The following is a 19362-nucleotide window of genomic DNA, read 5'->3' as shown; positions in this document are numbered from 1 at the left end:
GATGAAATGGTCAGAAATCAGCATTCATACGACGCATGAGGCGGTCGAGGCGATTTCGAACATTTTGCATGAAGCGGGCGCCGGCGGCGTCGTCATCGAAGACCCATACGATTTGGTCAAAGAACGGGACGACTGGTACGGCGAGATCGTCGAGCTCAACCCGGACGACTATCCGGAAGAAGGGGTGATCATTAAGGCATATTTGCCGGTCAACAGTTTTCTTGGCGAAACGGTCGAACAAATTAAGCAGGCGATTAACAATTTATGGCTGTATGATATCGACCTTGGCAAAAATAAAATTACATTGAGCGAAGTAAACGAAGAGGAATGGGCAACGGCGTGGAAAAAGCATTATCACCCGGTGAAAGTGTCCAAAAAGTTTACGATCGTGCCGACGTGGGAAACGTACGAGCCGGCGTCTAGTGATGAGCTGATCATCGAAATGGATCCGGGCATGGCGTTTGGGACTGGCACGCACCCGACAACGGTCATGTGTCTGCAGGCGCTCGAAAAGTATGTGCGCCCCGGCGATCATGTCATTGACGTCGGCACCGGCTCCGGCATTTTAAGCATCGCCGCAGCGATGCTTGGCGCTCAGTCGGTGCGGGCGCTCGATTTGGACCCGGTGGCGGTCGACAGCGCGCGGCTGAACGTGAAGCTCAATAAGGTGCAGCATATCGTAACGGTCTCACAAAACAATTTGCTCGACCATATCGAGGAACCGGCTGATGTGATCGTCGCCAATATTTTAGCGGAAATCATTTTGCGCTTTACTGGTGACGCCTACCGGTTGTTAAAGCCAGGCGGCCGCTTCATCACGTCTGGCATCATTCAGGCGAAAAAGCAGGACGTCAAAGACGGGTTGCTTGCCGCCGGCTTTGCCATTGAGGAAATCAACGTGATGGAAGACTGGGTGGCGGTTGTCGCCCTGAAACCGTAAGCAAAGAAGGGATGGCTGTGCAGCGCTATTTCGTTTCCGGCCAGGCGCAACAAGGCGGGATCGTCGCGATCAGCGGCGATGATGCCCATCATATCGCCCGCGTCATGCGCATGAAGCCGGGGGACGGGATCATTTGCGTCTTTCCAGACGGGCGCACGGCGGTGTGTGAAATTGAACAAATTGCCAATGAGCATGTGCAAGCCCGTATTGTACAATGGAAAGAGGAGCGAAGCGAGCTGCCGGTGCGCATCTACATCGCCCAAGGGCTGCCGAAAGGCGAAAAGTGGGAGCTCGTCATCCAAAAAGGAACAGAGCTCGGCGCCGCCGGCTTTCTTCCGTTCGAAGCCGCCCGGTCGGTCGTGAAATGGGACGCGAAAAAGGCGGAGAAAAAAGTCGAGCGATGGAAAAAAATCGCGAAAGAAGCGGCTGAGCAGGCTGAACGAACGGTGGTGCCGGACGTGCGGGCGCCGCTTTCGTTTGTCGAGCTCCTCTCCTTTGGCCAAACGGTCGATGTTCGGCTGTTTGCCTACGAAAAAGAGGCGCGAAACGCCTGGCATGCCGCGCTTCCGGCGCTTCTTTCCCGCCTCCGTCCGGGCGGCGCGTTGCTGGCTGTTTTCGGGCCAGAAGGCGGGTTCAGTCCGGAAGAAGCAGAACAGCTTCGGCAGCACGGCTTTTCGCCGTGCAGCCTTGGGCCGCGCATTTTGCGGACCGAAACAGCTCCGCTCTATTTGCTTTCCGCCGCCTCTTATGAATGGGAGCTGCGCGCGCCGAACGGCGAAGCGGAGCGCGCTTAGTGAGCAACATTGGCTGTTTCTTATAAAAGTTCGGTCCCGCTGATCCCTAAGCGGGGGGCAGAGTGAGGTGAACAAGATGCCGACAGTGGCTTTTCATACACTAGGCTGCAAAGTCAATCATTACGAAACCGAAGCGATTTGGCAGCTGTTTAAAAAAGCCGGCTACGAGCGAAAAGAGTTTGAAAGCCGTGCGGATGTGTATGTGATCAACACGTGCACGGTGACGAACACCGGCGATAAAAAGAGCCGTCAAGTCATCCGTCGTGCGGTGCGCCGCAATCCGGACGCCGTCGTCTGCGTGACCGGCTGCTATGCGCAAACATCGCCGGCTGAGGTCATGGCCATTCCGGGCGTTGATATTGTCATCGGCACGCAAGACCGGCATAAAATTTTGGATTACATCGAGCAATTCCAGCGCGAGCGCCAGCCGATCAACGCTGTTCACAACATTATGAAAACGCGCGTTTTTGAGGAGATGGATGTGCCGGAATTCACTGATCGGACGCGGGCGTCGCTTAAGATCCAAGAAGGGTGCAACAACTTCTGCACGTTTTGCATCATCCCGTGGGCGCGCGGCTTAATGCGCTCGCGCGATCCGCAGGAAATCATTCGCCAGGCGCGCCAGCTCGTCGCCGCCGGCTATAAAGAAATCGTTCTGACCGGCATTCATACAGGCGGCTATGGCACCGATCTGAAAGACTATAACTTTGCGTCCTTGTTGCGCGATTTGGACGAGCAAGTGCCGGGGCTGAAGCGGCTCCGCATTTCGTCGATTGAGGCGAGCCAAATCACCGATGAAGTGATTGATGTGCTGAAGCGGTCGGAGAAAATCGTCCGCCATTTGCACATTCCGCTCCAGTCTGGGTCGAATACGGTGCTCAAGCGGATGCGCCGCAAATATACGGTGGAATTTTACGCGGAGCGGCTCGCCCGGCTGCGCGAAGTGTTTCCAGAGCTGGCGGTGACTTCTGACGTCATCGTCGGCTTCCCAGGCGAGACGGAAGACGAATTTATGGAGACGTACAACTTTATTCGTGAACAACGGTTTTCCGAACTGCATGTCTTTCCTTATTCGAAGCGGACCGGCACGCCGGCGGCGCGCATGCCGAACCAAATCGATGAAGAAACGAAGCATGACCGCGTCCGCCGCTTGATCGCTCTGTCCGACCAATTGGCGAAAGAGTACGCCTCCCGGTTTGAAGGGCAAGTGCTCGAAGTCATTCCGGAAGAGCGCGACAAAGAGCGGCCGGATTTGTACGTCGGCTATACAGACAACTATTTGAAAGTCCGCTTCCCGGCAACCGAGGAAATGGTCGGTGAACTTGTCAAAGTGAAGATTACGAAAGCCGGCTATCCGTACAATGAAGGAGAGTTCGTCCGCGTTGTGCCGGATGAAATGGCCCGTTCGGTCAAATGGAGCTCATAACCCAGCCTAGTTGCTGGGTTTTTTCTGTCTTTTTCCGGAGACAATACGGATGGCTAGTTTTTGTCGAGGGAGCATGGTATGATGGTAGACGTCAGACTTTCCATCTTGACGGAAATGGCAGAAAGGGGTTTCTCCGAATGACGATGAATATCGCGAAAATGATCGATCATACGCTGCTCAAACCGGAAGCGACAGAACAACAAATCGTGCAACTGTGCACGGAAGCAAAGCAATACGGCTTTGCTTCCGTGTGCGTCAACCCAACGTGGGTGAAAACGGCGGCGCGCGAGCTTTCCGGCACGGATGTCCGCGTCTGCACGGTCATCGGCTTTCCACTTGGGGCAACGACGCCGGAAACAAAGGCGTTTGAAACAACGAACGCCATCGAAAACGGCGCTCGCGAAGTCGACATGGTGATCAACATCGGCGCGTTAAAAAGCGGGCAAGACGAGCTTGTCGAGCGCGACATTCGTGCGGTTGTCGAAGCGGCGGCTGGCAGGGCGCTTGTCAAAGTGATCGTTGAAACGGCGCTTTTGACCGATGAGGAAAAAGTGCGCGCCTGCCAGCTCGCAGTGAAAGCCGGCGCTGATTATGTGAAAACGTCGACCGGGTTTTCCGGCGGAGGTGCGACGGTGGAGGATGTGGCGCTGATGCGGAAAACGGTCGGCGACAGAGCAGGCGTCAAAGCATCAGGCGGCGTCCGTGACTGGAAAACCGCTGAGGCGATGATCAACGCCGGCGCGACGCGCATCGGCACAAGCTCTGGGGTGGCGATCGTCACCGGCGGGACGGGCCGCGCTGACTACTAAGCCCGGTTTCGGTCATGCAAAAACAGAATGACCTTTTCGATGGCGCCGACAAATCGAAGAGCAGCCACTGAGCAAATGACGTTGAACAAGACGCTCACATGAGCGAGCTGCACATCAGGCGCTGGGCTGAGCCTGGCGGCAAAACTGGCGAGCGGCTCGGTCCAAAAGGCGAACAAAGCGGCGCCGACGACGTTCAGCCATAGATGGGTGTAGGCGGTCAGCTGGGCCTCTTTGCTGGAGCCGATCGAAGCCAAAAGCCCGGTGATGCACGTACCGATGTTGGCGCCAAGCAACAGAGCAATCGCCGCGGACAGCGTCAACAGCTGTTCGTTTAAAAATCCCATGGCGATGCCGATCGTTGCCGCGCTCGAATGAACGAGAGCGGTGAGGACGATGCCGACAAGAAGGCCGACAGCGACGGATCGGTTCGTTTCTTTAAGCCATGCATCAACGAACGGATAGGCGGCAAGCGGTTTAGCGAGGCTGCCAAAGCCGTCCATGGCAAACAGCACAGCGGCGAGGCCGACAGTGGTCATGCCGATGCCGAGAACAAGGCGATGGCGGCCGAAAAAAACAAGCAGCGCGCCGCTGACAAGAAGTGGGATGGCGCCATCGCCGATATCAAGCGTCATCAGCTCGGTCGTGACCGTCGAGCCGATGTTGCTGCCTAAAATGATGCCGATCGATTGGCGGAACGACAAGTAGCCGGCGGCGACAAGGCCGACCGTCATCACCATCACCGCTGAGCTGCTTTGCAGGAGAGCGGTCGTCGCCAAACCGGCGGCAAATCCTTGCAGCGGCGTGGCGGTAAAGCGCATGAGCCACCGTTTTAATCGATGGCCGGACAACGTGTAAAGCCCAGCTTTCATCATAAACATGCCAAGAAGAAACAAAGCGGTGTAAATGGCAAACAGCATCAGAAACGACCCCATGGGCGACTCCCCTTTCACCCTATATGTATGGGCCTTGTCCGCGGGTGATGACCGTTTTTTCAGCGCGGGGAAGAGGCGGCCAGCAGGCCGCCGCTGCTTTTTTTTATTGACCTTTTCTGTCAGCATGTATTATAATTGACAAGTACAATATGCAATGGTTGTTGTTCGGAGGGAGGGAAGCAGGATGTCCAAAACGATCGTTCGCAAAAATGAGTCGATCGACGACGCTCTTCGTCGCTTCAAGCGTGCCGTTTCGAAAACGGGCACTTTGCAAGAAGTGAGAAAGCGCGAATTTTATGAAAAGCCAAGCGTCAGACGGAAGAAAAAATCTGAGGCGGCTAGAAAGCGCAAGCACTAAGAGCATGCATTAAAGAGGGTGTATAATCGGTGAGTCTTCTCGATCGTTTGAATGACGATATGAAGCAGGCGATGAAAAACAAGGAGAAAGAAAAACTGTCTGTTCTCCGGATGCTGAAAGCGGCGCTGCAAAACGAAGCGATCAAGCTCGGCAAAAGCCCGCTCTCGGAAGACGAAGAGCTGACGGTTCTTTCTCGCGAACTGAAACAGCGTAAAGACTCCCTCCAAGAATTTGAAAACGCTGGCCGTTCAGATCTTGTCGAAAAAGTGAAAACCGAAATTGAAATTGTTCAATCGTATATGCCAACGCCGCTGACAGAGGACGAGCTGCGCGAATTGATCGAGCAGACGATCAAGGAAGTCGGCGCCTCTTCGAAAGCGGATATGGGAAAAGTGATGGGCGCGATCATGCCGAAAGTGAAAGGAAGAGCGGATGGTTCGCTCGTCAACAAACTTGTCCAACAACAGCTGTCATAAATGCAATGGGCCTTGCCGGCAGGCAGGCCCGTTGTTTTTGAAAAGCGGTGCTAGAACCCCCTTTTGTCTCATACATATGAGATGAAAGGGGGTTCTTTTTGATGGTGAAAAAATGGCGCCAGCAGATGAAGCGGTGGATGGCGGAAAAGCTTGAACTTCCCGCCGACATTATGATGGATCTGCCCCGCATTACGATGGTTGGGCACATACATATTTATATTGAAAACCACCGCGGGCTGCTCGCGTTCAGCGATAAAGAGCTCCGCCTTTTGCTGCGGAACGGGCAGCTGCTTGTCCGCGGCGAACAGTTTGTCATCAAAACGATTTTGCCGGAAGAAATTTTGTTGGAAGGAAAAATCAGCCAAGTCGTTTATATAGATGAATAGCGAGGAGGAACGGAGATGAAAAACGAATGGGTCGACACACTCGCCGGCAGCGTGCGGGTCAAAGCGAGAGGGAAAGGGATCGAACGGTTGATCAACGCCTGCGTCCGCCAAGGGATTGCCGTCTGGAACGTGAAAAAGCATAGCGCGGATACCGCGACGTTTTTCATTAAGCTCAGCGACGTGAAACGGCTGCGCCATGTCGCCCGGCAAAGCGAATGCAAACTTTCGTTTGTCGGGAGAACCGGGCTGCCGTTTTTTTGGCGGCAGGCCTGGCGGAACAGCGGGTTTTGGCTCGGCTTGCTCCTTTTTATAGCGATTGTGTTTTTGCTTTCGAACATCGTTTGGAAGATCGAAATCAAAGGGGCGGCTCCAGAGACGGAGCATCAAATCGCCCGCGAGTTAAAGCGAATGGGAGTCGAGCGCGGCGCATTTCAGTTTCTGCTTGATGACCCGGAGACGCTGCAAAAAAAGCTGACGGAACGCGTTCCGGACATCACGTGGGTCGGCGTTGAGTGGAAAGGGACGTCGCTTCACTTCCGCGTCGTTGAAAAAGAGATTCCGGAGCCGAAAAAACCGATTCCGCCGCGTCATCTCGTGGCAAAAAAAGAGGCGGTCATCGCTGATTTGTTCGTTGAAGAGGGACAACCGCTCGTTTCCGTCAACGACTATGTGCAAAAAGGCCAGCTGCTTGTTTCTGGCATTATCGGCGCTGAAGGGAGGACGAAGTTTGTGCCGGCGTCAGGGAAAGTGTTTGGCGAAACATGGTACAAGTCTACGGTCGTCCTGCCGCTTGAGACGACGTTTCATGTGTTGACCGGCAAGTTCACCGAACGGCATTATGTCGGAATCGGGCGCCTTTTGATTCCTGTTTGGGGATGGAAGAAGCCGGTGTTTGCCCATACCATCGTTGAGACAGAAAAACGGCCGTTTCGTTTTTGGAAATGGGACTTGCCGCTCTATTACGAGCGCATCACGATCCGCGAGGCGGAAGAAGTGAAGCGGCGCTACACGTGGGAAGAAGCGTTCGCGGAAGCGAAAGAGATCGCCCGCCGCGAGCTGCGGGCGAAATTGCCGGAGGAGGCGGCCATTCGCAGCGAAAAAGTTTTGCATCAGGCGAAAGAGAATGGTAAAGTAAGGGTAGAATTGCATTACGAAGTCATCGAAAATATTGCTGTACCACAACCCATCGTCCAAGGAGATTGAGAATGTCAGAGCAGTTCGTTACGATCAGCCAACATGTGCGAAACCCGCAGGAAGCGGCGGCGCTCTTTGGCGTCCATGACATCCATTTAAAACGGATCGAGGAAGAGCTCGGCGTGTCGATTGTGACGCGCGGGGAAACGGTCAACGTCTCCGGCACGCCGCAGCAAGTTCAGCTCGTTGATGAATTGCTTCGCCATTTATTGATCGTCATTCGCAAAGGGGCGGCGGTCAGCGAGCGCGACGTTCTTTACGCCATTCAGCTTGCAAAAAAAGGAGCGCTTGACGGCCTTGTTCAACTGTACGACGAGGAGATTACAAAAAACGCCAAAGGGAAGCCGATCCGCGTCAAAACGTTGGGCCAGCGCTATTATGTTGCAGCAATTGAACAGTATGACTTGACGTTCGGCATCGGCCCAGCCGGCACCGGAAAAACGTATTTGGCGGTCGTCATGGCGGTCAAGGCGTTAAAAAACGGCAGCGTCAAGCGCATCATTTTGACTCGTCCGGCCGTTGAGGCTGGAGAAAGCCTCGGCTTTTTGCCAGGCGACTTAAAAGAGAAGGTTGACCCGTATTTGCGCCCGCTGTATGATGCCTTAAACGATGTGTTGGGAGCGGAGTATACGCAGCGGTTGATTGAGCGCGGCACGATTGAAATCGCCCCACTCGCCTATATGCGCGGCCGGACGCTGGAGGATGCGTTCGTCATTCTTGACGAGGCGCAAAATACGACGCCAGCGCAAATGAAAATGTTTTTGACCCGGCTCGGCTTCGGCTCGAAGATGGTCATTACCGGCGATATTTCCCAAGTCGACTTGCCGAAGGGCGTCGAATCGGGGCTTTCGGTCGCCAAGCGCATTTTGGCCTCCATTGGCGGCATCGCCTTTGTGTTTTTGGAACAGTCGGATGTCGTTCGCCATCCGCTCGTCGCGAAAATTATTGACGCCTATGATGAGGCGGGCTTATAGAACGAGAGCGACGGGATCGGTCTTTTCTTGCAAAGCGAGGGGAAAACCGGTGGGAAGGTTTCGTTTTTTTCTTGAGCGGACAAAAACAGTCCGCTTTGTCCGCTTTTGGCTGTTTTTGCTTTTGGCTGTTCTGTTGTTTGCCGTTTTGTATTGGCAAGTGAAGCCGCGCCAGTATGAGCTGCGCCTGTTTGACGTCGCGAAGGAAACGATCCGTTCGCCGGTGACGGTCGAGGACAAAGAGGCGACCGCCAAGCTGAAAGAAGAGGCGGCGGCGAAAGTAGCGGATGTCTATACGTTAAAAAAAGAATATGCCGAAAACCGGGTCGACCTTCTTTCCTCGCTGTTTGCCGCGATTGAAAGCGTGCAGCGCGAGGCGGAGCCGGACCGCCCGCTCGGCGATATGATCGCCAAACTTGAGGAACGGCTGCCGCCGGAATGGCTTGCCTATCTGTCTGCCGCTGAATGGCAACGGCTGCTTGCCGCCTCGCCGGAGGAGCTCAAGACGGCGAAGGAAGCCGCCTTGACCGCGGTGCATGCCGTCATGAGCGAGCGCATTTCCCAAGCGGAACTTGACACGGCGCGGGCGGAAGCGGCCAAAGAGCTTGAATACGCTGCGCTGTCGCCGCCGCTTCGCGAGGCGGTCGCGAAGCTTTGCCGACAGGCGGTCATTCCGAACGTCGTCTACGATCGGGCGGCGACGGAAGAAAAACGGCGGCAGGCGATGGATGAAGTGAAGCCGGTGAAAATTTTGCAAGGGCAAGTGATCGTCGAGGAAGGACAGTTTATCACGAATGATGTTTACCGCCGGCTCGAGCTGGTCGGCTTGCTTGAGAGCGGGCGTCCGTCTTGGACCGCCGCTGGGCTTTTGGTGTTCGTTTTGTTGCTGCTTGCTCCGCTCATTTATTATTTTCGGACGGAAACGACGAATGAAAAGCTGTCGCTTTATACAGCCATTTTTGCGTTGATGATGACGACAATGGCGCTCATTCGCCTTCTGCCATCTAGCGGCGCTGTTTCCATCGGTTACCTTGTGCCGGCGGCGTTCGGGCCGATGCTCGTCCGCATTTTGCTCGGAGAGCGGCTCGCGATGATGACGACCATCATCGGAGCAGTGTGCGGCAGTTTGCTGTTCAATGAGGAAATTGGAACGGCCGGCGCGGTGTCGGTGTCGTTGATTGTTTACTTTCTTGCCGGCGGCTTGGCCGGGACGTTTTGTCTGCCAAAGGAGCTGGCGAAAGCGAACATTTGGCGGGCCGGCGTGTTTGTCGCCGCGGTCAATATCGTTTCGCTTTTTTCGCTGTTGCTGTTAAAAAACGGCCGCTATTCGCCGACGGAAATCGGCTTGTTGGTGCTGATGGCGGCGGCCTCAGGGGTTTTTTCTGCCATTTTGACGATCGGTCTCTTGCCGGTGTTGGAGGCGGCGTTTGGCATTTTGTCGCCGCTTCGGCTCATTGAACTGTCCAATCCGAACCATCCGCTCTTGCGCAAGTTGCTCACTGAAGCGCCGGGGACGTACCATCATAGCATTATGGTCGCCAATTTGGCCGAAGCGGCGTGCGAGGCGATCGGCGCCGACGGCTTGCTGGCGCGCGTCGCCTGCTACTACCATGACATCGGCAAGACGAAGCGGCCGCGCTATTTCATCGAAAATCAAATAGGCGGCAATCCGCATGACCATTTGTCGCCGCAGTTGAGCAAAAATATTATTATTGCCCATGTCGCCGACGGCGTCGCTTTGCTGCGCAAGCACCGGCTGCCGAAGGAGATCATCGACATCGCCGAACAGCACCACGGCACGACGCTGCTGAAGTATTTTTATCATAAGGCGCGCGAGCAAACCGAGTTTGTCTCGGAAGCGGAGTTTCGTTATCCCGGGCCGAAGCCGCAGACGAAAGAAGCGGCGGTCATCAACATCGCCGACAGCGTCGAAGCGGCTGTTCGCTCGCTATCCAACCCGTCGCAGGAAAAAATCGAGAAGATCGTCCGGTCGATCATCGCTGATCGCTTGCAGGACAACCAGCTGAACGAGTGCGACATTACGCTGAAGGAGTTGGAACTCGTCGCCCGTTCGCTTTGCGAGACTTTAAACGGCGTCTTCCATTCGCGCATCGAATACCCAGAAGTACGAAAGGAAAAGGTGAAGCATGCATGACCATTCACATTGATTTTCTAGATGAAACGAACGAGGTGACCGCTGAGCAAATCGAGACGATCGAGCGGCTGCTCGCCGAGGCGGCGGCCCTTGAAAACGTGCCGGACGGGGCGGAGGTGAGCGTCACATTTGTGGACAACGAACGCATCCGCGCGATGAATCGCGACTATCGCGGCAAAGATGCGCCGACCGATGTGCTTTCGTTTGCTCTTGAGGAGGAAGGGGAAGAAGAGGTTCACATCGTCGGCGCTGATATGCCGCCGGTGCTCGGCGATATCGTCATTTCGATTCCGAAGGCAAAAGAGCAGGCGGCAGCCTATGGACATTCGTTCATGCGCGAGCTCGGGTTTTTGGCTGTGCACGGTTTCTTGCACCTGCTTGGTTACGATCATGGGACAGAAGAGGAAGAGCGCGTCATGTTCGCCAAGCAGGAAGACATCTTGGCGAGGTTCGGGTTGACAAGATAATGCGCGGCAAACGAGAGCGAGACCGGTTTGCTTGGGCGTGGGCGGGAATGAAGGCGGCGGTGAAAGAGGAAGCTCATTTGCGCTTCCACTTGGCGGCCGCTGTTGTCGTCTTTGCCGCCGGGTGGGTCGTTGGGCTGTCGCGCTGGGAGTGGATCGTGCTGCTCATGGCGGTCGGCACGGTCATTGCGCTTGAGCTTGTCAACACGGCTATTGAGCGCGCCGTCGATTTGGCGACGGGTGAGTTTCATCCGTTGGCGAAAGCGGCGAAAGACATCGCTGCCGCGGCGGTGCTCGCGGCGGCCGGATTTGCGGTTGTGATCGGCATTTTGCTGTTTTGGCCGCATCTTCGCTAAACGAATGAGAGAGAAAATTCGAATTTTTCTGTTACATTTTGATTTCAAATGATGAAATGGATGGCGTTTTTTTGTAAAATAAAAGAAAGCAGCGTTTGCTTGCAGGAAAGGAAGAGTCAACTCGTGGAGATTGAGCAGCTCATTGTCGAAGCGAAAAAAGCGCGCGAACTCGCCTACGTGCCGTACTCGAAGTTTCCAGTCGGCGCCGCGCTGTTGACGAAAGGCGGCAGTGTGTACCGCGGCTGCAACATTGAAAACGCCGCCTACAGCGTGTGCAATTGTGCGGAGCGGACCGCGTTGTTTAAGGCATATTCGGAAGGGGAGAAGGAGTTCACTGCTCTTGCGGTCATCGCCGACACTCCCCGCCCGGTGCCGCCGTGCGGCGCATGCCGCCAAGTGATCGCCGAACTTTGCCACGGCGATATGAAAGTCATTTTAGCCAACCTCAAAGGCGATGTGAAAGTCATGACAGTCAGCGAATTGCTGCCAGAAGCTTTTTCAGCGGAGGATTTGCATGCGTAAAGAAGGATACAAATCAGGATTTGTTGCCATTATCGGAAGACCAAACGTAGGAAAGTCGACGTTTTTAAACCGCGTCATCGGGCAAAAAATCGCGATTATGAGCGATAAACCGCAAACGACGCGCAATAAGATTCAAGGCGTGTACACGGACGATGACGCGCAAATCATCTTTATCGACACGCCTGGGGTGCACAAACCGAAGCATAAGCTCGGCGACTTTATGATGAAAGTGGCGCTCAATGCGCTTCGCGAAGTGGATTTGATTTTGTTTATGGTCAATGCCGAGGAAGGATTTGGGCGCGGTGAGGCGTTCATCATCGAACGGCTGAAAGAAGTGGACACCCCGGTGTTTTTAGTCATCAATAAGATCGACCGCGTCCATCCGGATGAATTGCTGCCGCTCATTGACCGATACAAAGATTTGTACCCGTTTGCTGAAATCGTGCCGATTTCGGCGCTTGAAGGGAACAATGTCGACCGCCTGCTTGAGCAAATTAAAGAGCGGCTGCCGGAAGGGCCGCAATATTATCCGCCGGACCAGATTACTGACCATCCGGAGCAGTTTATCATCGCCGAGCTCATTCGCGAGAAAGCGCTTCACTTAACGCGCGAGGAAGTTCCGCACTCGATTGCTGTCGTCGTCGAACGCATCGAGCGGCGAGAAGGGTCGCCAACGGTGTATATTAGCGCGGTGATCGTTGTGGAGCGCGATTCGCAAAAAGGAATCATCATCGGCAAGCAAGGCCGGATGCTGAAGGAAATCGGACAGCGGGCGCGCGCTGACATCGAAGCGCTGCTTGGGTCAAGAGTGTTTTTGGAACTGTGGGTCAAAGTGCAAAAAGACTGGCGCAACCGCCTTTCGCAGCTGCGTGATTTCGGGTTCCGTGAAGACGAGTATTGACGGTTAGAAAATTTTACGCGACATAAACCGTTTTTGCCTGAGCCAACCTATAGGTAAACCACCAATACGCAATGCCTGCAGGCGGAAAGAGGTGTCATTCCATGCTTGAGTTTACGTGGAAGTTGTTTAGCCAAACAGGCAATATCGACACGTACCTCCTATTTAAAGAGTTGGAACGAGAGCAACAGTTTGGCGGTGAAGAGCAAAACGCTGAACAGAAAGAAATCGACCAGCCGATCTCGTAGCATCGTTGTTGGTAGAAGCGGTGGTGATGGGATGTTCGAAACGTGTGAAGCGATCGTTATGCGGACGGTCGATTATGGCGAAACAAATAAAATTGTTACATTGTTTACCCGAGAATGGGGAAAGGTGGCTGCGATGGCAAGGGGAGCGAAAAAGCCAAGCAGCCGCCTTTCTGCTGTTACGCAGCCGCTCTCATACGGCCATTATGTCATCCGCCGCAGCCGCGGCGTCGGCGTTCTTCACCAGGGAGAGCTCATCGACTCGATGCGGGCACTGCGCGAAGATTTGTTTGCCGCCGCCTATGCGGTGTATATTGTAGAGCTCACCGACAAAAGCACGGAAGAGCAAAAGCGCAATCCGTACTTGTTTGAGCTTCTTTTGCAGACACTACAATATATGAGCGAAGGCCGCGATTTAGAGATTTTGACGTTCATTTACGAAATGAAAATGCTTGCAGTGCTTGGCATTCCGCCGGTGCTGGACCGTTGTGCCCGCTGCGGGGCGACGGAGGGGCGCTTCTCGTTTTCCGTCAAGGAGGCGGGCTTCCTTTGCCATCGCTGCGAGGCGTCCGATCCCCATCGGTTCCCGCTCTCTTCGGCTTCCGTCCGGCTGTTGCGCCTCTTTTTTCATATCGATCTTGCTCGGCTTGGATCCATATCGGTGAAAGAAAGCACAAAGATGGAGCTGGGCGCCGTATTGTCCGCCTATTATGATGAATATGCCGGCCTGTCGCTGAAGACGAAGCGTTTTTTGCAGCAAATCGGTGAACTGAAAGACAAGCTCAGCCCCGACGGAGGGCAAGGAGCATCATTTTCATTGTGAATGGGGCGTGTAGTATAATATAAATGAGAGTGATAGCGTGTGGGACCTTTTTTGGCAAGGTGGTGAACGACGATCGAACTAAATAAACGCCAAGAGCAGATTTTGCAAATTGTGAAAGACTACGGGCCGATCACCGGAGAAAGCATCGCTGAGAAACTGAACTTAACGAGGGCGACGCTGCGGCCGGATTTGGCCATCTTGACGATGGCTGGCTACTTGGAAGCACGGCCGCGCGTCGGCTATTTCTATACGGGAAAAACCGGCAAGCAGCTGTTCGCCGATAAAATGAAAAAGATGAAAGTCGAGGATTACCAATCGATTCCGGTTGTCGTCAATGAGAATGTGAGCGTCTATGATGCGATCGTCACAATGTTTCTAGAGGACGTCGGCACGCTGTTTGTCGTCGATGACGAGTCGTTGCTTGCGGGCGTTTTGTCGCGCAAAGATTTGTTGCGCGCAAGCCTCGGCAAGCAGGAACTGACGGCGATCCCGGTCAATATTATTATGACGCGGATGCCGAACATCGCCGTTTGCTACAAGGACGACCCGCTCATTGACGTGGCTGAACAGCTGATTGAAAAACAGATCGATGCCATGCCGGTCGTGCGCAAAACGGAGAAAGGATATGAAGTGATCGGCCGTATTACGAAAACGAATATAACGAAAGCATTCGTGTCGCTAGCCAAAGAGGACTAAATCCAAACAAAGGAGGAGAAGAATGAACCAGCGCCTTGTTTACGTCGTATCCGATTCCGGCGGGGAAACGGCCGAGCTTGTCGTCAAAGCGGCGGCCAGCCAGTTTCACGCCTCGCCGATTCAAGTGAAACGCGTCCCGTATGTGGAAGATAAAACGACATTGGCTGAAGTCGTCGCTTTAGCGAAAATGAACCGCGCCATTATCGCGTTTACGCTCGTCGTTCCGGAGATGCGGGAATTCTTGCTCGCCGAAGCGGCGCGCGAAGGGGTCGTCGCATACGATATCATCGGTCCGCTCATTGAAAAGATGAGCCATTTGTTCCAGCTGACGCCAAGATATGAGCCGGGTCAAGTGCGCGTACTTGACGAAGATTACTTCAAAAAGATTGAAGCGATCGAATTTGCCGTCAAATACGATGACGGGCGCGACCCGCGCGGCATTTTGCGCGCCGATATCGTGCTCATCGGCGTATCGCGCACATCGAAAACACCGCTGTCGCAATATTTGGCGCATAAGCGGTTGAAAGTGGCGAATGTGCCGATCGTTCCAGAGGTCGAGCCGCCGGAGCAGCTGTTTCGAGTCGGTCCGGGGAAATGCTTCGGCTTGAAAATCAGTCCGGATAAACTGCTTTCGATCCGCCGCGAGCGGCTGAAATCGCTCGGCCTGAACGACCAGGCGATTTACGCCAATATGGATCGAATCAAAGAGGAGCTCGCTTATTTTGATGAAGTCGTGAAAAAAATCGGCTGCGACGTCATCGATGTGACGAACAAGGCGGTCGAAGAGACGGCGAGCATCATTATGAAAAAGTTGAAGCGCTAGCTTCGCCTCATCCGCACGATTTCTTGATTTGGAGTCGTGCGTTTTCTTATGGCATATTGCCGCGATTTATATTATAATAAAAAATTGCGAGAAAAATGACCTATATAGGTTTAGAGCGGCCATGAGACGAGTAAACTATTTATAGCCGCTTGTCAAGAAGAACGAAAAAAAGATTTTCGACAAAGTTGTCAATCATTCGGCAAAAAAGCAGGATTTTTTTGCGATGGTGTAGAATAATAGGAGGTGTAAAGCAACCCTTGCTTTGAGAGCGCGGTCATCTGCTGCATAAGATCATCAAGAAAAAAGTGAAATTTTCTTTTTCTTGCTGAAATATAATATACCGAAGCGCATCTTCGAGATGCACCGCTCTGATGAATCTTTGTCCAGACGGCGGGCTGAGGGGCGGGAAGCGGATGATCAAGCCAGCCGACTTTACGGGCAAGGGGGCGAAACGAACGTTTTGAAAAAATTTGTCGAAATGGAAAGGAAAATCGGCTTGCTGCCGAGAATAAATACGATACGGGGTTGTTCGTATGGGACATCGCATTCCCGAGGAAACGATTGAAGCCATCCGCCGCGGCGTTGACATCGTTGACGTCATTGGCGAATACGTCCAGTTGAAAAAGCAAGGCCGCAACTATTTTGGCTTATGCCCGTTTCATGGAGAAAAGACGCCATCGTTTTCCGTTTCCCCAGAAAAGCAAATTTTCCACTGCTTCGGCTGCGGGGCAGGGGGGAATGCCTTTACGTTTTTAATGGATATCGAAGGCATTCCGTTTGTGGAAGCGGCGAAACGTCTTGCGGCCAAAGCAGGGATCGACTTGTCCGCCTATGAGCTGGACAGCCGCGGGAGTGATGGCAGCCGGGCCGACGAGGCGAAGGCGATGGTCGAAGCACACACGTTGTTGAAACGATTTTACCATCATTTGCTTGTCCATACAAAAGAAGGACAAGCCGCGCTCGATTATTTGCAGGTGCGCGGGTGGACAAAAGAAACGATCGACCGATTTGAAATCGGCTATGCGCCGGATGTTCCTGATGCCGCCGTCAGGTTGCTGGAGAGCCGTTCGTTTCCGTTGGTGTTGATGGAAAAGGCGGGCTTGTTGGTGAAAAAAGAAGACGGGCGATACGTCGACCGCTTCCGGAATCGGATTATGTTTCCGATCCATGATCATCGCGGCGAGACGGTTGGTTTTTCCGGCCGTCTGCTCGGCGACGGGCAACCAAAGTACATGAACAGCCCAGAAACGCCGATTTTCCGCAAAGGCACGCTTTTGTATTTTTTTCACGAGGCGCGCGTGTCAATCCGCAAGCGTCAAGAGGCGCTGCTCGTTGAAGGGTTTGCCGATGTCATCTCTGCCGTGCAGGCCGGCGTTGACTATGTGGTGGCAACGATGGGAACGTCGCTGACCGAGGAGCAGGCACGCATTTTGCGCCGCCATGCGGAAACGGTCACGATTTGCTATGACGGCGACAGCGCCGGAACGGAAGCCGCCTGGCGCGCCGCCGAACAATTGAGCGCGTTCGGGTGCCGCGTGAAGGTAGCGTTGCTCCCGGACGGGCTGGATCCAGATGAATATATACGCACTTGCGGCGCCGACCGTTTTGCCGAAGAGATCGCCGCCGCCCGGCCGCTCATGGCGTTTAAAATGGATCGTTTGCGGCGGGGAAAAAATTTGCAGGAAGAAGGCGACCGGCTCCGTTATATCGAGGAAGCGCTCCGAGAAATCAGCAAGCTGTCGAGCCCGGTGGAAAAAGATTATTATATGCGCCAGCTTGCGGATGAGTTTTCGTTGTCGCTCTCCGCGCTTTACGAACAGTTGTCCCGCTCCAAGCCGGAACAGCCAAAGCCGCAGGTGAATGACGGCGGAAAACCGGTCCGGCCGGCATTGACGAAAAAATTGCTTCCGGCCTTTCAAAATGCCGAGCGGTTGCTGCTTGCCCATATGATGCGGAGCCGCGATGTGGCGTTCATCGTTCAGGAGCAGGTCGGCGGCCGATTTAATATCGAAGAGCATCGGGCGTTGGCTGCTTACATTTACGCCTTTTACGAAGAGGGGCATGAAGCCGACCCCAGCGCGCTCATGTCTCGGCTTCCCGGCGAGTTGCGGACGCTGGCGAGCGAGCTGTCGCTTTTGTTGGTCGCAGACGACGTTTCCGATCGGGAGCTTGCCGATTGCATCCGGCATGTGTTGAATCACCCGAAATGGTTAATGCTAAAGGAAAAAGAGCAAGAAAAGACGGAAGCGGAGCGAAGAAAAGACTTTTTGACGGCCGCCCGCATCGCGAAAGAGATGATTGAGATGAAAAAAATGTTATCTTCTTCATAACATGGTGGTATGAGTTTTTAAAGGAGGTAATGAAATGGCTGAAAAACCAGCCCAATCAAAGCAGGCTGAAGCTGCCGGCGAATCGCTTGAACAAGTGAAAGAGCAACTCGCTGAGCTCGGCAAAAAGCGGGGGATCCTCACCTATGAGGAAATCGCTGAGCGGTTGTCTGGCTTTGATTTGGACTCCGACCAGATGGATGAGTATTATGAATACCTCGCTGAGCAGGGCATTGAAGTGATCAGCGAATCCGACCTTGAGGCCGATCCGGACATCGACGACTTGGCCAAAGAGGAAGAATTCGACTTAAATGACTTGTCCGTTCCTCCCGGCGTCAAAATCAATGACCCGGTGCGCATGTACTTGAAGGAGATCGGCCGCGTGCCGCTGTTGTCGGCGGAAGAAGAAATCGAGCTGGCGAAACGGATCGAGCAAGGCGATGAAGAAGCGAAACGCCGGCTGACGGAAGCGAACCTCCGCCTCGTCGTCAGCATCGCCAAACGGTATGTCGGCCGCGGCATGCTCTTTCTTGATTTGATTCAAGAAGGGAACATGGGGCTGATCAAGGCGGTCGAAAAGTTTGACTATCGGAAAGGCTACAAGTTCAGCACGTACGCGACCTGGTGGATCCGCCAAGCCATCACAAGGGCGATCGCCGATCAGGCGCGGACGATCCGCATCCCGGTTCATATGGTCGAAACGATCAATAAACTGATCCGCGTCCAACGGCAATTGCTCCAAGACCTCGGGCGCGAACCAACGCCGGAAGAAATCGCCGAGGAAATGGATTTGACACCGGAAAAAGTGCGGGAAATTTTGAAAATCGCTCAAGAACCGGTGTCGCTCGAGACGCCGATCGGCGAGGAAGATGACTCGCATCTTGGCGATTTCATCGAAGACCAAGACGCGACATCGCCATCCGAGCACGCTGCTTACGAGCTGTTGAAAGAGCAGCTCGAAGATGTGCTTGATACGCTGACGGATCGCGAGGAAAATGTGTTGCGTCTCCGCTTCGGGCTTGACGACGGACGGACGCGGACGCTCGAAGAAGTCGGCAAAGTGTTCGGCGTGACGCGCGAACGCATCCGTCAAATTGAAGCCAAAGCGTTGCGCAAGCTGCGCCATCCAAGCCGCAGCAAACGGCTGAAAGACTTTTTAGAGTGACCGGTTTGTTCGATAGTTTACTTCTTCGGAAGTAAACTATTTTTTCTTTCTTTATGGGAAAGGTGGTCTATCTATGAATCGGCAACGACGGGAAACGATCATCCAAGAAATCGAATATTGGAAACGTTCGCGCCTTCTGCCGGAACATTATTGCGACTATTTGCTCGCGTTGTACACGGAAGGAGACGCCCGTTCGCACGGACGACGGTGGCGCAGCTCGCTCGCCGCTGGTCTCTGTTTATTGCTTCCAGCCGCTGCTCTTGTCATTTATTTTACTGAATTGTCATTCGTTTTGCAAACGCTCCTTTTCGCCCTATTTTTGGCTGCCTGCTTGTTCTTTTGTTGGCGGTGGCGGAACAAGCGAGAGCTCCTTCACTTTCCGCTCATCGGAAGCGCCTGGATTTTGCTTATGGCATCCATTCTTGAGGTTGATCGGTATTTTCCCAGGCAAACGGGTGCGCTAGTAGCTGTCGTGCTCGGAAACTGTGTTCTCTGGTTTGTTGTCGGCCGCCTGCTTCACCTTCGCTACTTTTCGCTCGCCGCTGTCAGCGGGGCGTTGCTTGTAACCGCCGCCATCTGGTGGCGCTGAGGCGTGTTGTTGC

General features: G+C 54.0%; 22 protein-coding genes. 21 read left to right on the top strand and 1 reads right to left on the bottom strand.

Features of this window, described 5'->3' with window-relative positions; all coding sequences use genetic code 11:
• The first annotated feature begins 1 nt into the window (after nucleotide 1).
• The 4 genes from prmA to deoC all read left to right on the top strand — a co-directional run bounded on the left by prmA (nucleotide 2) and on the right by deoC (nucleotide 3969).
• On the top strand, nucleotides 2–940 hold the full coding sequence (gene prmA, locus ACVBDQ_RS01775) for a 50S ribosomal protein L11 methyltransferase (RefSeq protein WP_328091312.1): 939 nt from the start codon (nucleotides 2–4) through the stop codon (nucleotides 938–940).
• Nucleotides 941–957: 17 nt separating this feature from the next.
• Nucleotides 958–1734 (top strand): 16S rRNA (uracil(1498)-N(3))-methyltransferase, encoded by a 777-nt coding sequence (locus ACVBDQ_RS01770; protein ID WP_412728566.1) that lies wholly within the window; start codon nucleotides 958–960, stop codon nucleotides 1732–1734.
• A gap of 76 nt (nucleotides 1735–1810) precedes the next feature.
• On the top strand, nucleotides 1811–3160 hold the full coding sequence (gene mtaB / locus ACVBDQ_RS01765) for a tRNA (N(6)-L-threonylcarbamoyladenosine(37)-C(2))-methylthiotransferase MtaB (RefSeq protein ID WP_011231979.1): 1350 nt from the start codon (nucleotides 1811–1813) through the stop codon (nucleotides 3158–3160).
• Between the two features lie 137 nt (nucleotides 3161–3297).
• Nucleotides 3298–3969 (top strand): deoxyribose-phosphate aldolase, encoded by a 672-nt coding sequence (gene deoC / locus ACVBDQ_RS01760; RefSeq protein ID WP_014196373.1) that lies wholly within the window; start codon nucleotides 3298–3300, stop codon nucleotides 3967–3969.
• On the opposite strand, the gene ACVBDQ_RS01755 is transcribed toward deoC, so the two are convergent.
• Nucleotides 3966–4901, bottom strand: coding sequence for a Na/Pi symporter (locus tag ACVBDQ_RS01755; protein WP_014196372.1), 936 nt, complete (start codon nucleotides 4899–4901; stop codon nucleotides 3966–3968). The two genes, deoC and ACVBDQ_RS01755, sit on opposite strands and share 4 nt — an antisense overlap.
• Nucleotides 4902–5085: 184 nt before the next feature.
• On the opposite strand from ACVBDQ_RS01755, the gene rpsU reads away from it, so the two are divergent.
• The 17 genes from rpsU to ACVBDQ_RS01670 all read left to right on the top strand — a co-directional run bounded on the left by rpsU (nucleotide 5086) and on the right by ACVBDQ_RS01670 (nucleotide 19349).
• Nucleotides 5086–5259 (top strand): 30S ribosomal protein S21, encoded by a 174-nt coding sequence (gene rpsU, locus ACVBDQ_RS01750; RefSeq protein ID WP_008879912.1) that lies wholly within the window; start codon nucleotides 5086–5088, stop codon nucleotides 5257–5259.
• 29 nt (nucleotides 5260–5288) lie between these two features.
• Complete coding sequence (locus ACVBDQ_RS01745; RefSeq protein WP_011231976.1) at nucleotides 5289–5735, top strand: GatB/YqeY domain-containing protein; 447 nt, start codon at nucleotides 5289–5291, stop codon at nucleotides 5733–5735.
• Nucleotides 5736–5836: 101 nt separating this feature from the next.
• A complete protein-coding gene (yqfC, locus tag ACVBDQ_RS01740; RefSeq protein ID WP_446663012.1) occupies nucleotides 5837–6121 on the top strand; it encodes a sporulation protein YqfC in 285 nt (94 codons plus the stop codon).
• A 15-nt stretch (nucleotides 6122–6136) separates the two neighbouring features.
• Nucleotides 6137–7324 (top strand): sporulation protein YqfD, encoded by a 1188-nt coding sequence (gene yqfD / locus ACVBDQ_RS01735; RefSeq protein ID WP_014196371.1) that lies wholly within the window; start codon nucleotides 6137–6139, stop codon nucleotides 7322–7324.
• A 2-nt stretch (nucleotides 7325–7326) separates the two neighbouring features.
• Nucleotides 7327–8289 carry a PhoH family protein gene (locus tag ACVBDQ_RS01730; protein WP_011231973.1) on the top strand — a complete coding sequence of 321 codons (963 nt, stop codon included), beginning with the start codon at nucleotides 7327–7329 and terminating at the stop codon, nucleotides 8287–8289.
• Between the two features lie 49 nt (nucleotides 8290–8338).
• Nucleotides 8339–10441, top strand: coding sequence for an HD family phosphohydrolase (locus ACVBDQ_RS01725; protein ID WP_011231972.1), 2103 nt, complete (start codon nucleotides 8339–8341; stop codon nucleotides 10439–10441).
• Nucleotides 10438–10908 carry an rRNA maturation RNase YbeY gene (gene ybeY / locus ACVBDQ_RS01720; protein ID WP_011231971.1) on the top strand — a complete coding sequence of 157 codons (471 nt, stop codon included), beginning with the start codon at nucleotides 10438–10440 and terminating at the stop codon, nucleotides 10906–10908. The genes ACVBDQ_RS01725 and ybeY overlap by 4 nt, the downstream gene beginning before the upstream one ends.
• The gene (locus tag ACVBDQ_RS01715) at nucleotides 10908–11261 is read left to right on the top strand and encodes a diacylglycerol kinase family protein (protein ID WP_011231970.1); all 354 of its coding nucleotides are present in this window, start codon (nucleotides 10908–10910) and stop codon (nucleotides 11259–11261) included. Before ybeY ends, ACVBDQ_RS01715 begins: the two co-directional genes overlap by 1 nt.
• Nucleotides 11262–11384: 123 nt before the next feature.
• Nucleotides 11385–11783, top strand: a complete 399-nt coding sequence (locus tag ACVBDQ_RS01710; RefSeq protein ID WP_021322326.1) for a cytidine deaminase — start codon at nucleotides 11385–11387, stop codon at nucleotides 11781–11783.
• Nucleotides 11776–12684 carry a GTPase Era gene (gene era, locus ACVBDQ_RS01705; RefSeq protein ID WP_011231968.1) on the top strand — a complete coding sequence of 303 codons (909 nt, stop codon included), beginning with the start codon at nucleotides 11776–11778 and terminating at the stop codon, nucleotides 12682–12684. Before ACVBDQ_RS01710 ends, era begins: the two co-directional genes overlap by 8 nt.
• 101 nt (nucleotides 12685–12785) lie before the next feature.
• Nucleotides 12786–12929 carry a YqzL family protein gene (locus tag ACVBDQ_RS01700; RefSeq protein ID WP_011231967.1) on the top strand — a complete coding sequence of 48 codons (144 nt, stop codon included), beginning with the start codon at nucleotides 12786–12788 and terminating at the stop codon, nucleotides 12927–12929.
• Between the two features lie 31 nt (nucleotides 12930–12960).
• Nucleotides 12961–13749 carry a DNA repair protein RecO gene (recO, locus tag ACVBDQ_RS01695; protein ID WP_011231966.1) on the top strand — a complete coding sequence of 263 codons (789 nt, stop codon included), beginning with the start codon at nucleotides 12961–12963 and terminating at the stop codon, nucleotides 13747–13749.
• Between the two features lie 72 nt (nucleotides 13750–13821).
• On the top strand, nucleotides 13822–14445 hold the full coding sequence (locus tag ACVBDQ_RS01690; RefSeq protein ID WP_272945229.1) for a helix-turn-helix transcriptional regulator: 624 nt from the start codon (nucleotides 13822–13824) through the stop codon (nucleotides 14443–14445).
• A gap of 22 nt (nucleotides 14446–14467) precedes the next feature.
• The gene (locus tag ACVBDQ_RS01685) at nucleotides 14468–15268 is read left to right on the top strand and encodes a pyruvate, water dikinase regulatory protein (RefSeq protein WP_011231964.1); all 801 of its coding nucleotides are present in this window, start codon (nucleotides 14468–14470) and stop codon (nucleotides 15266–15268) included.
• 533 nt (nucleotides 15269–15801) lie between these two features.
• Entirely contained in the window at nucleotides 15802–17598 is a 1797-nt protein-coding gene (gene dnaG / locus ACVBDQ_RS01680) for a DNA primase (protein ID WP_011231963.1), read from the top strand.
• Between the two features lie 34 nt (nucleotides 17599–17632).
• Complete coding sequence (gene rpoD, locus ACVBDQ_RS01675; RefSeq protein WP_011231962.1) at nucleotides 17633–18760, top strand: RNA polymerase sigma factor RpoD; 1128 nt, start codon at nucleotides 17633–17635, stop codon at nucleotides 18758–18760.
• Nucleotides 18761–18833: 73 nt separating this feature from the next.
• Nucleotides 18834–19349 (top strand): hypothetical protein, encoded by a 516-nt coding sequence (locus ACVBDQ_RS01670; RefSeq protein ID WP_023634655.1) that lies wholly within the window; start codon nucleotides 18834–18836, stop codon nucleotides 19347–19349.
• Nucleotides 19350–19362: the final 13 nt, after the last annotated feature.

Source organism: Geobacillus sp. CCR, assembly GCF_052906625.1.
Note: the sequence above shows the minus strand (reverse complement) of the source record. Positions and strands in the feature narration are given on the sequence as shown.

Bases quoted from the DNA above. Each gene is read 5' to 3' on its own strand.
- prmA (WP_328091312.1), top strand. From the start codon at position 2: ATGAAATGGTCAGAAATCAGCATTCATACGACGCATGAGGCGGTCGAG.
- mtaB (WP_011231979.1), top strand. From the start codon at position 1,811: ATGCCGACAGTGGCTTTTCATACACTAGGCTGCAAAGTCAATCATTAC.
- deoC (WP_014196373.1), top strand. From the start codon at position 3,298: ATGACGATGAATATCGCGAAAATGATCGATCATACGCTGCTCAAACCG.
- ACVBDQ_RS01755 (WP_014196372.1), bottom strand. From the start codon at position 4,901: ATGGGGTCGTTTCTGATGCTGTTTGCCATTTACACCGCTTTGTTTCTT.
- rpsU (WP_008879912.1), top strand. From the start codon at position 5,086: ATGTCCAAAACGATCGTTCGCAAAAATGAGTCGATCGACGACGCTCTT.
- yqfC (WP_446663012.1), top strand. From the start codon at position 5,837: ATGGTGAAAAAATGGCGCCAGCAGATGAAGCGGTGGATGGCGGAAAAG.
- yqfD (WP_014196371.1), top strand. From the start codon at position 6,137: ATGAAAAACGAATGGGTCGACACACTCGCCGGCAGCGTGCGGGTCAAA.
- ACVBDQ_RS01730 (WP_011231973.1), top strand. From the start codon at position 7,327: ATGTCAGAGCAGTTCGTTACGATCAGCCAACATGTGCGAAACCCGCAG.
- ybeY (WP_011231971.1), top strand. From the start codon at position 10,438: ATGACCATTCACATTGATTTTCTAGATGAAACGAACGAGGTGACCGCT.
- ACVBDQ_RS01715 (WP_011231970.1), top strand. From the start codon at position 10,908: ATGCGCGGCAAACGAGAGCGAGACCGGTTTGCTTGGGCGTGGGCGGGA.
- era (WP_011231968.1), top strand. From the start codon at position 11,776: ATGCGTAAAGAAGGATACAAATCAGGATTTGTTGCCATTATCGGAAGA.
- ACVBDQ_RS01700 (WP_011231967.1), top strand. From the start codon at position 12,786: ATGCTTGAGTTTACGTGGAAGTTGTTTAGCCAAACAGGCAATATCGAC.
- recO (WP_011231966.1), top strand. From the start codon at position 12,961: ATGTTCGAAACGTGTGAAGCGATCGTTATGCGGACGGTCGATTATGGC.
- ACVBDQ_RS01685 (WP_011231964.1), top strand. From the start codon at position 14,468: ATGAACCAGCGCCTTGTTTACGTCGTATCCGATTCCGGCGGGGAAACG.
- dnaG (WP_011231963.1), top strand. From the start codon at position 15,802: ATGGGACATCGCATTCCCGAGGAAACGATTGAAGCCATCCGCCGCGGC.
- rpoD (WP_011231962.1), top strand. From the start codon at position 17,633: ATGGCTGAAAAACCAGCCCAATCAAAGCAGGCTGAAGCTGCCGGCGAA.
- ACVBDQ_RS01670 (WP_023634655.1), top strand. From the start codon at position 18,834: ATGAATCGGCAACGACGGGAAACGATCATCCAAGAAATCGAATATTGG.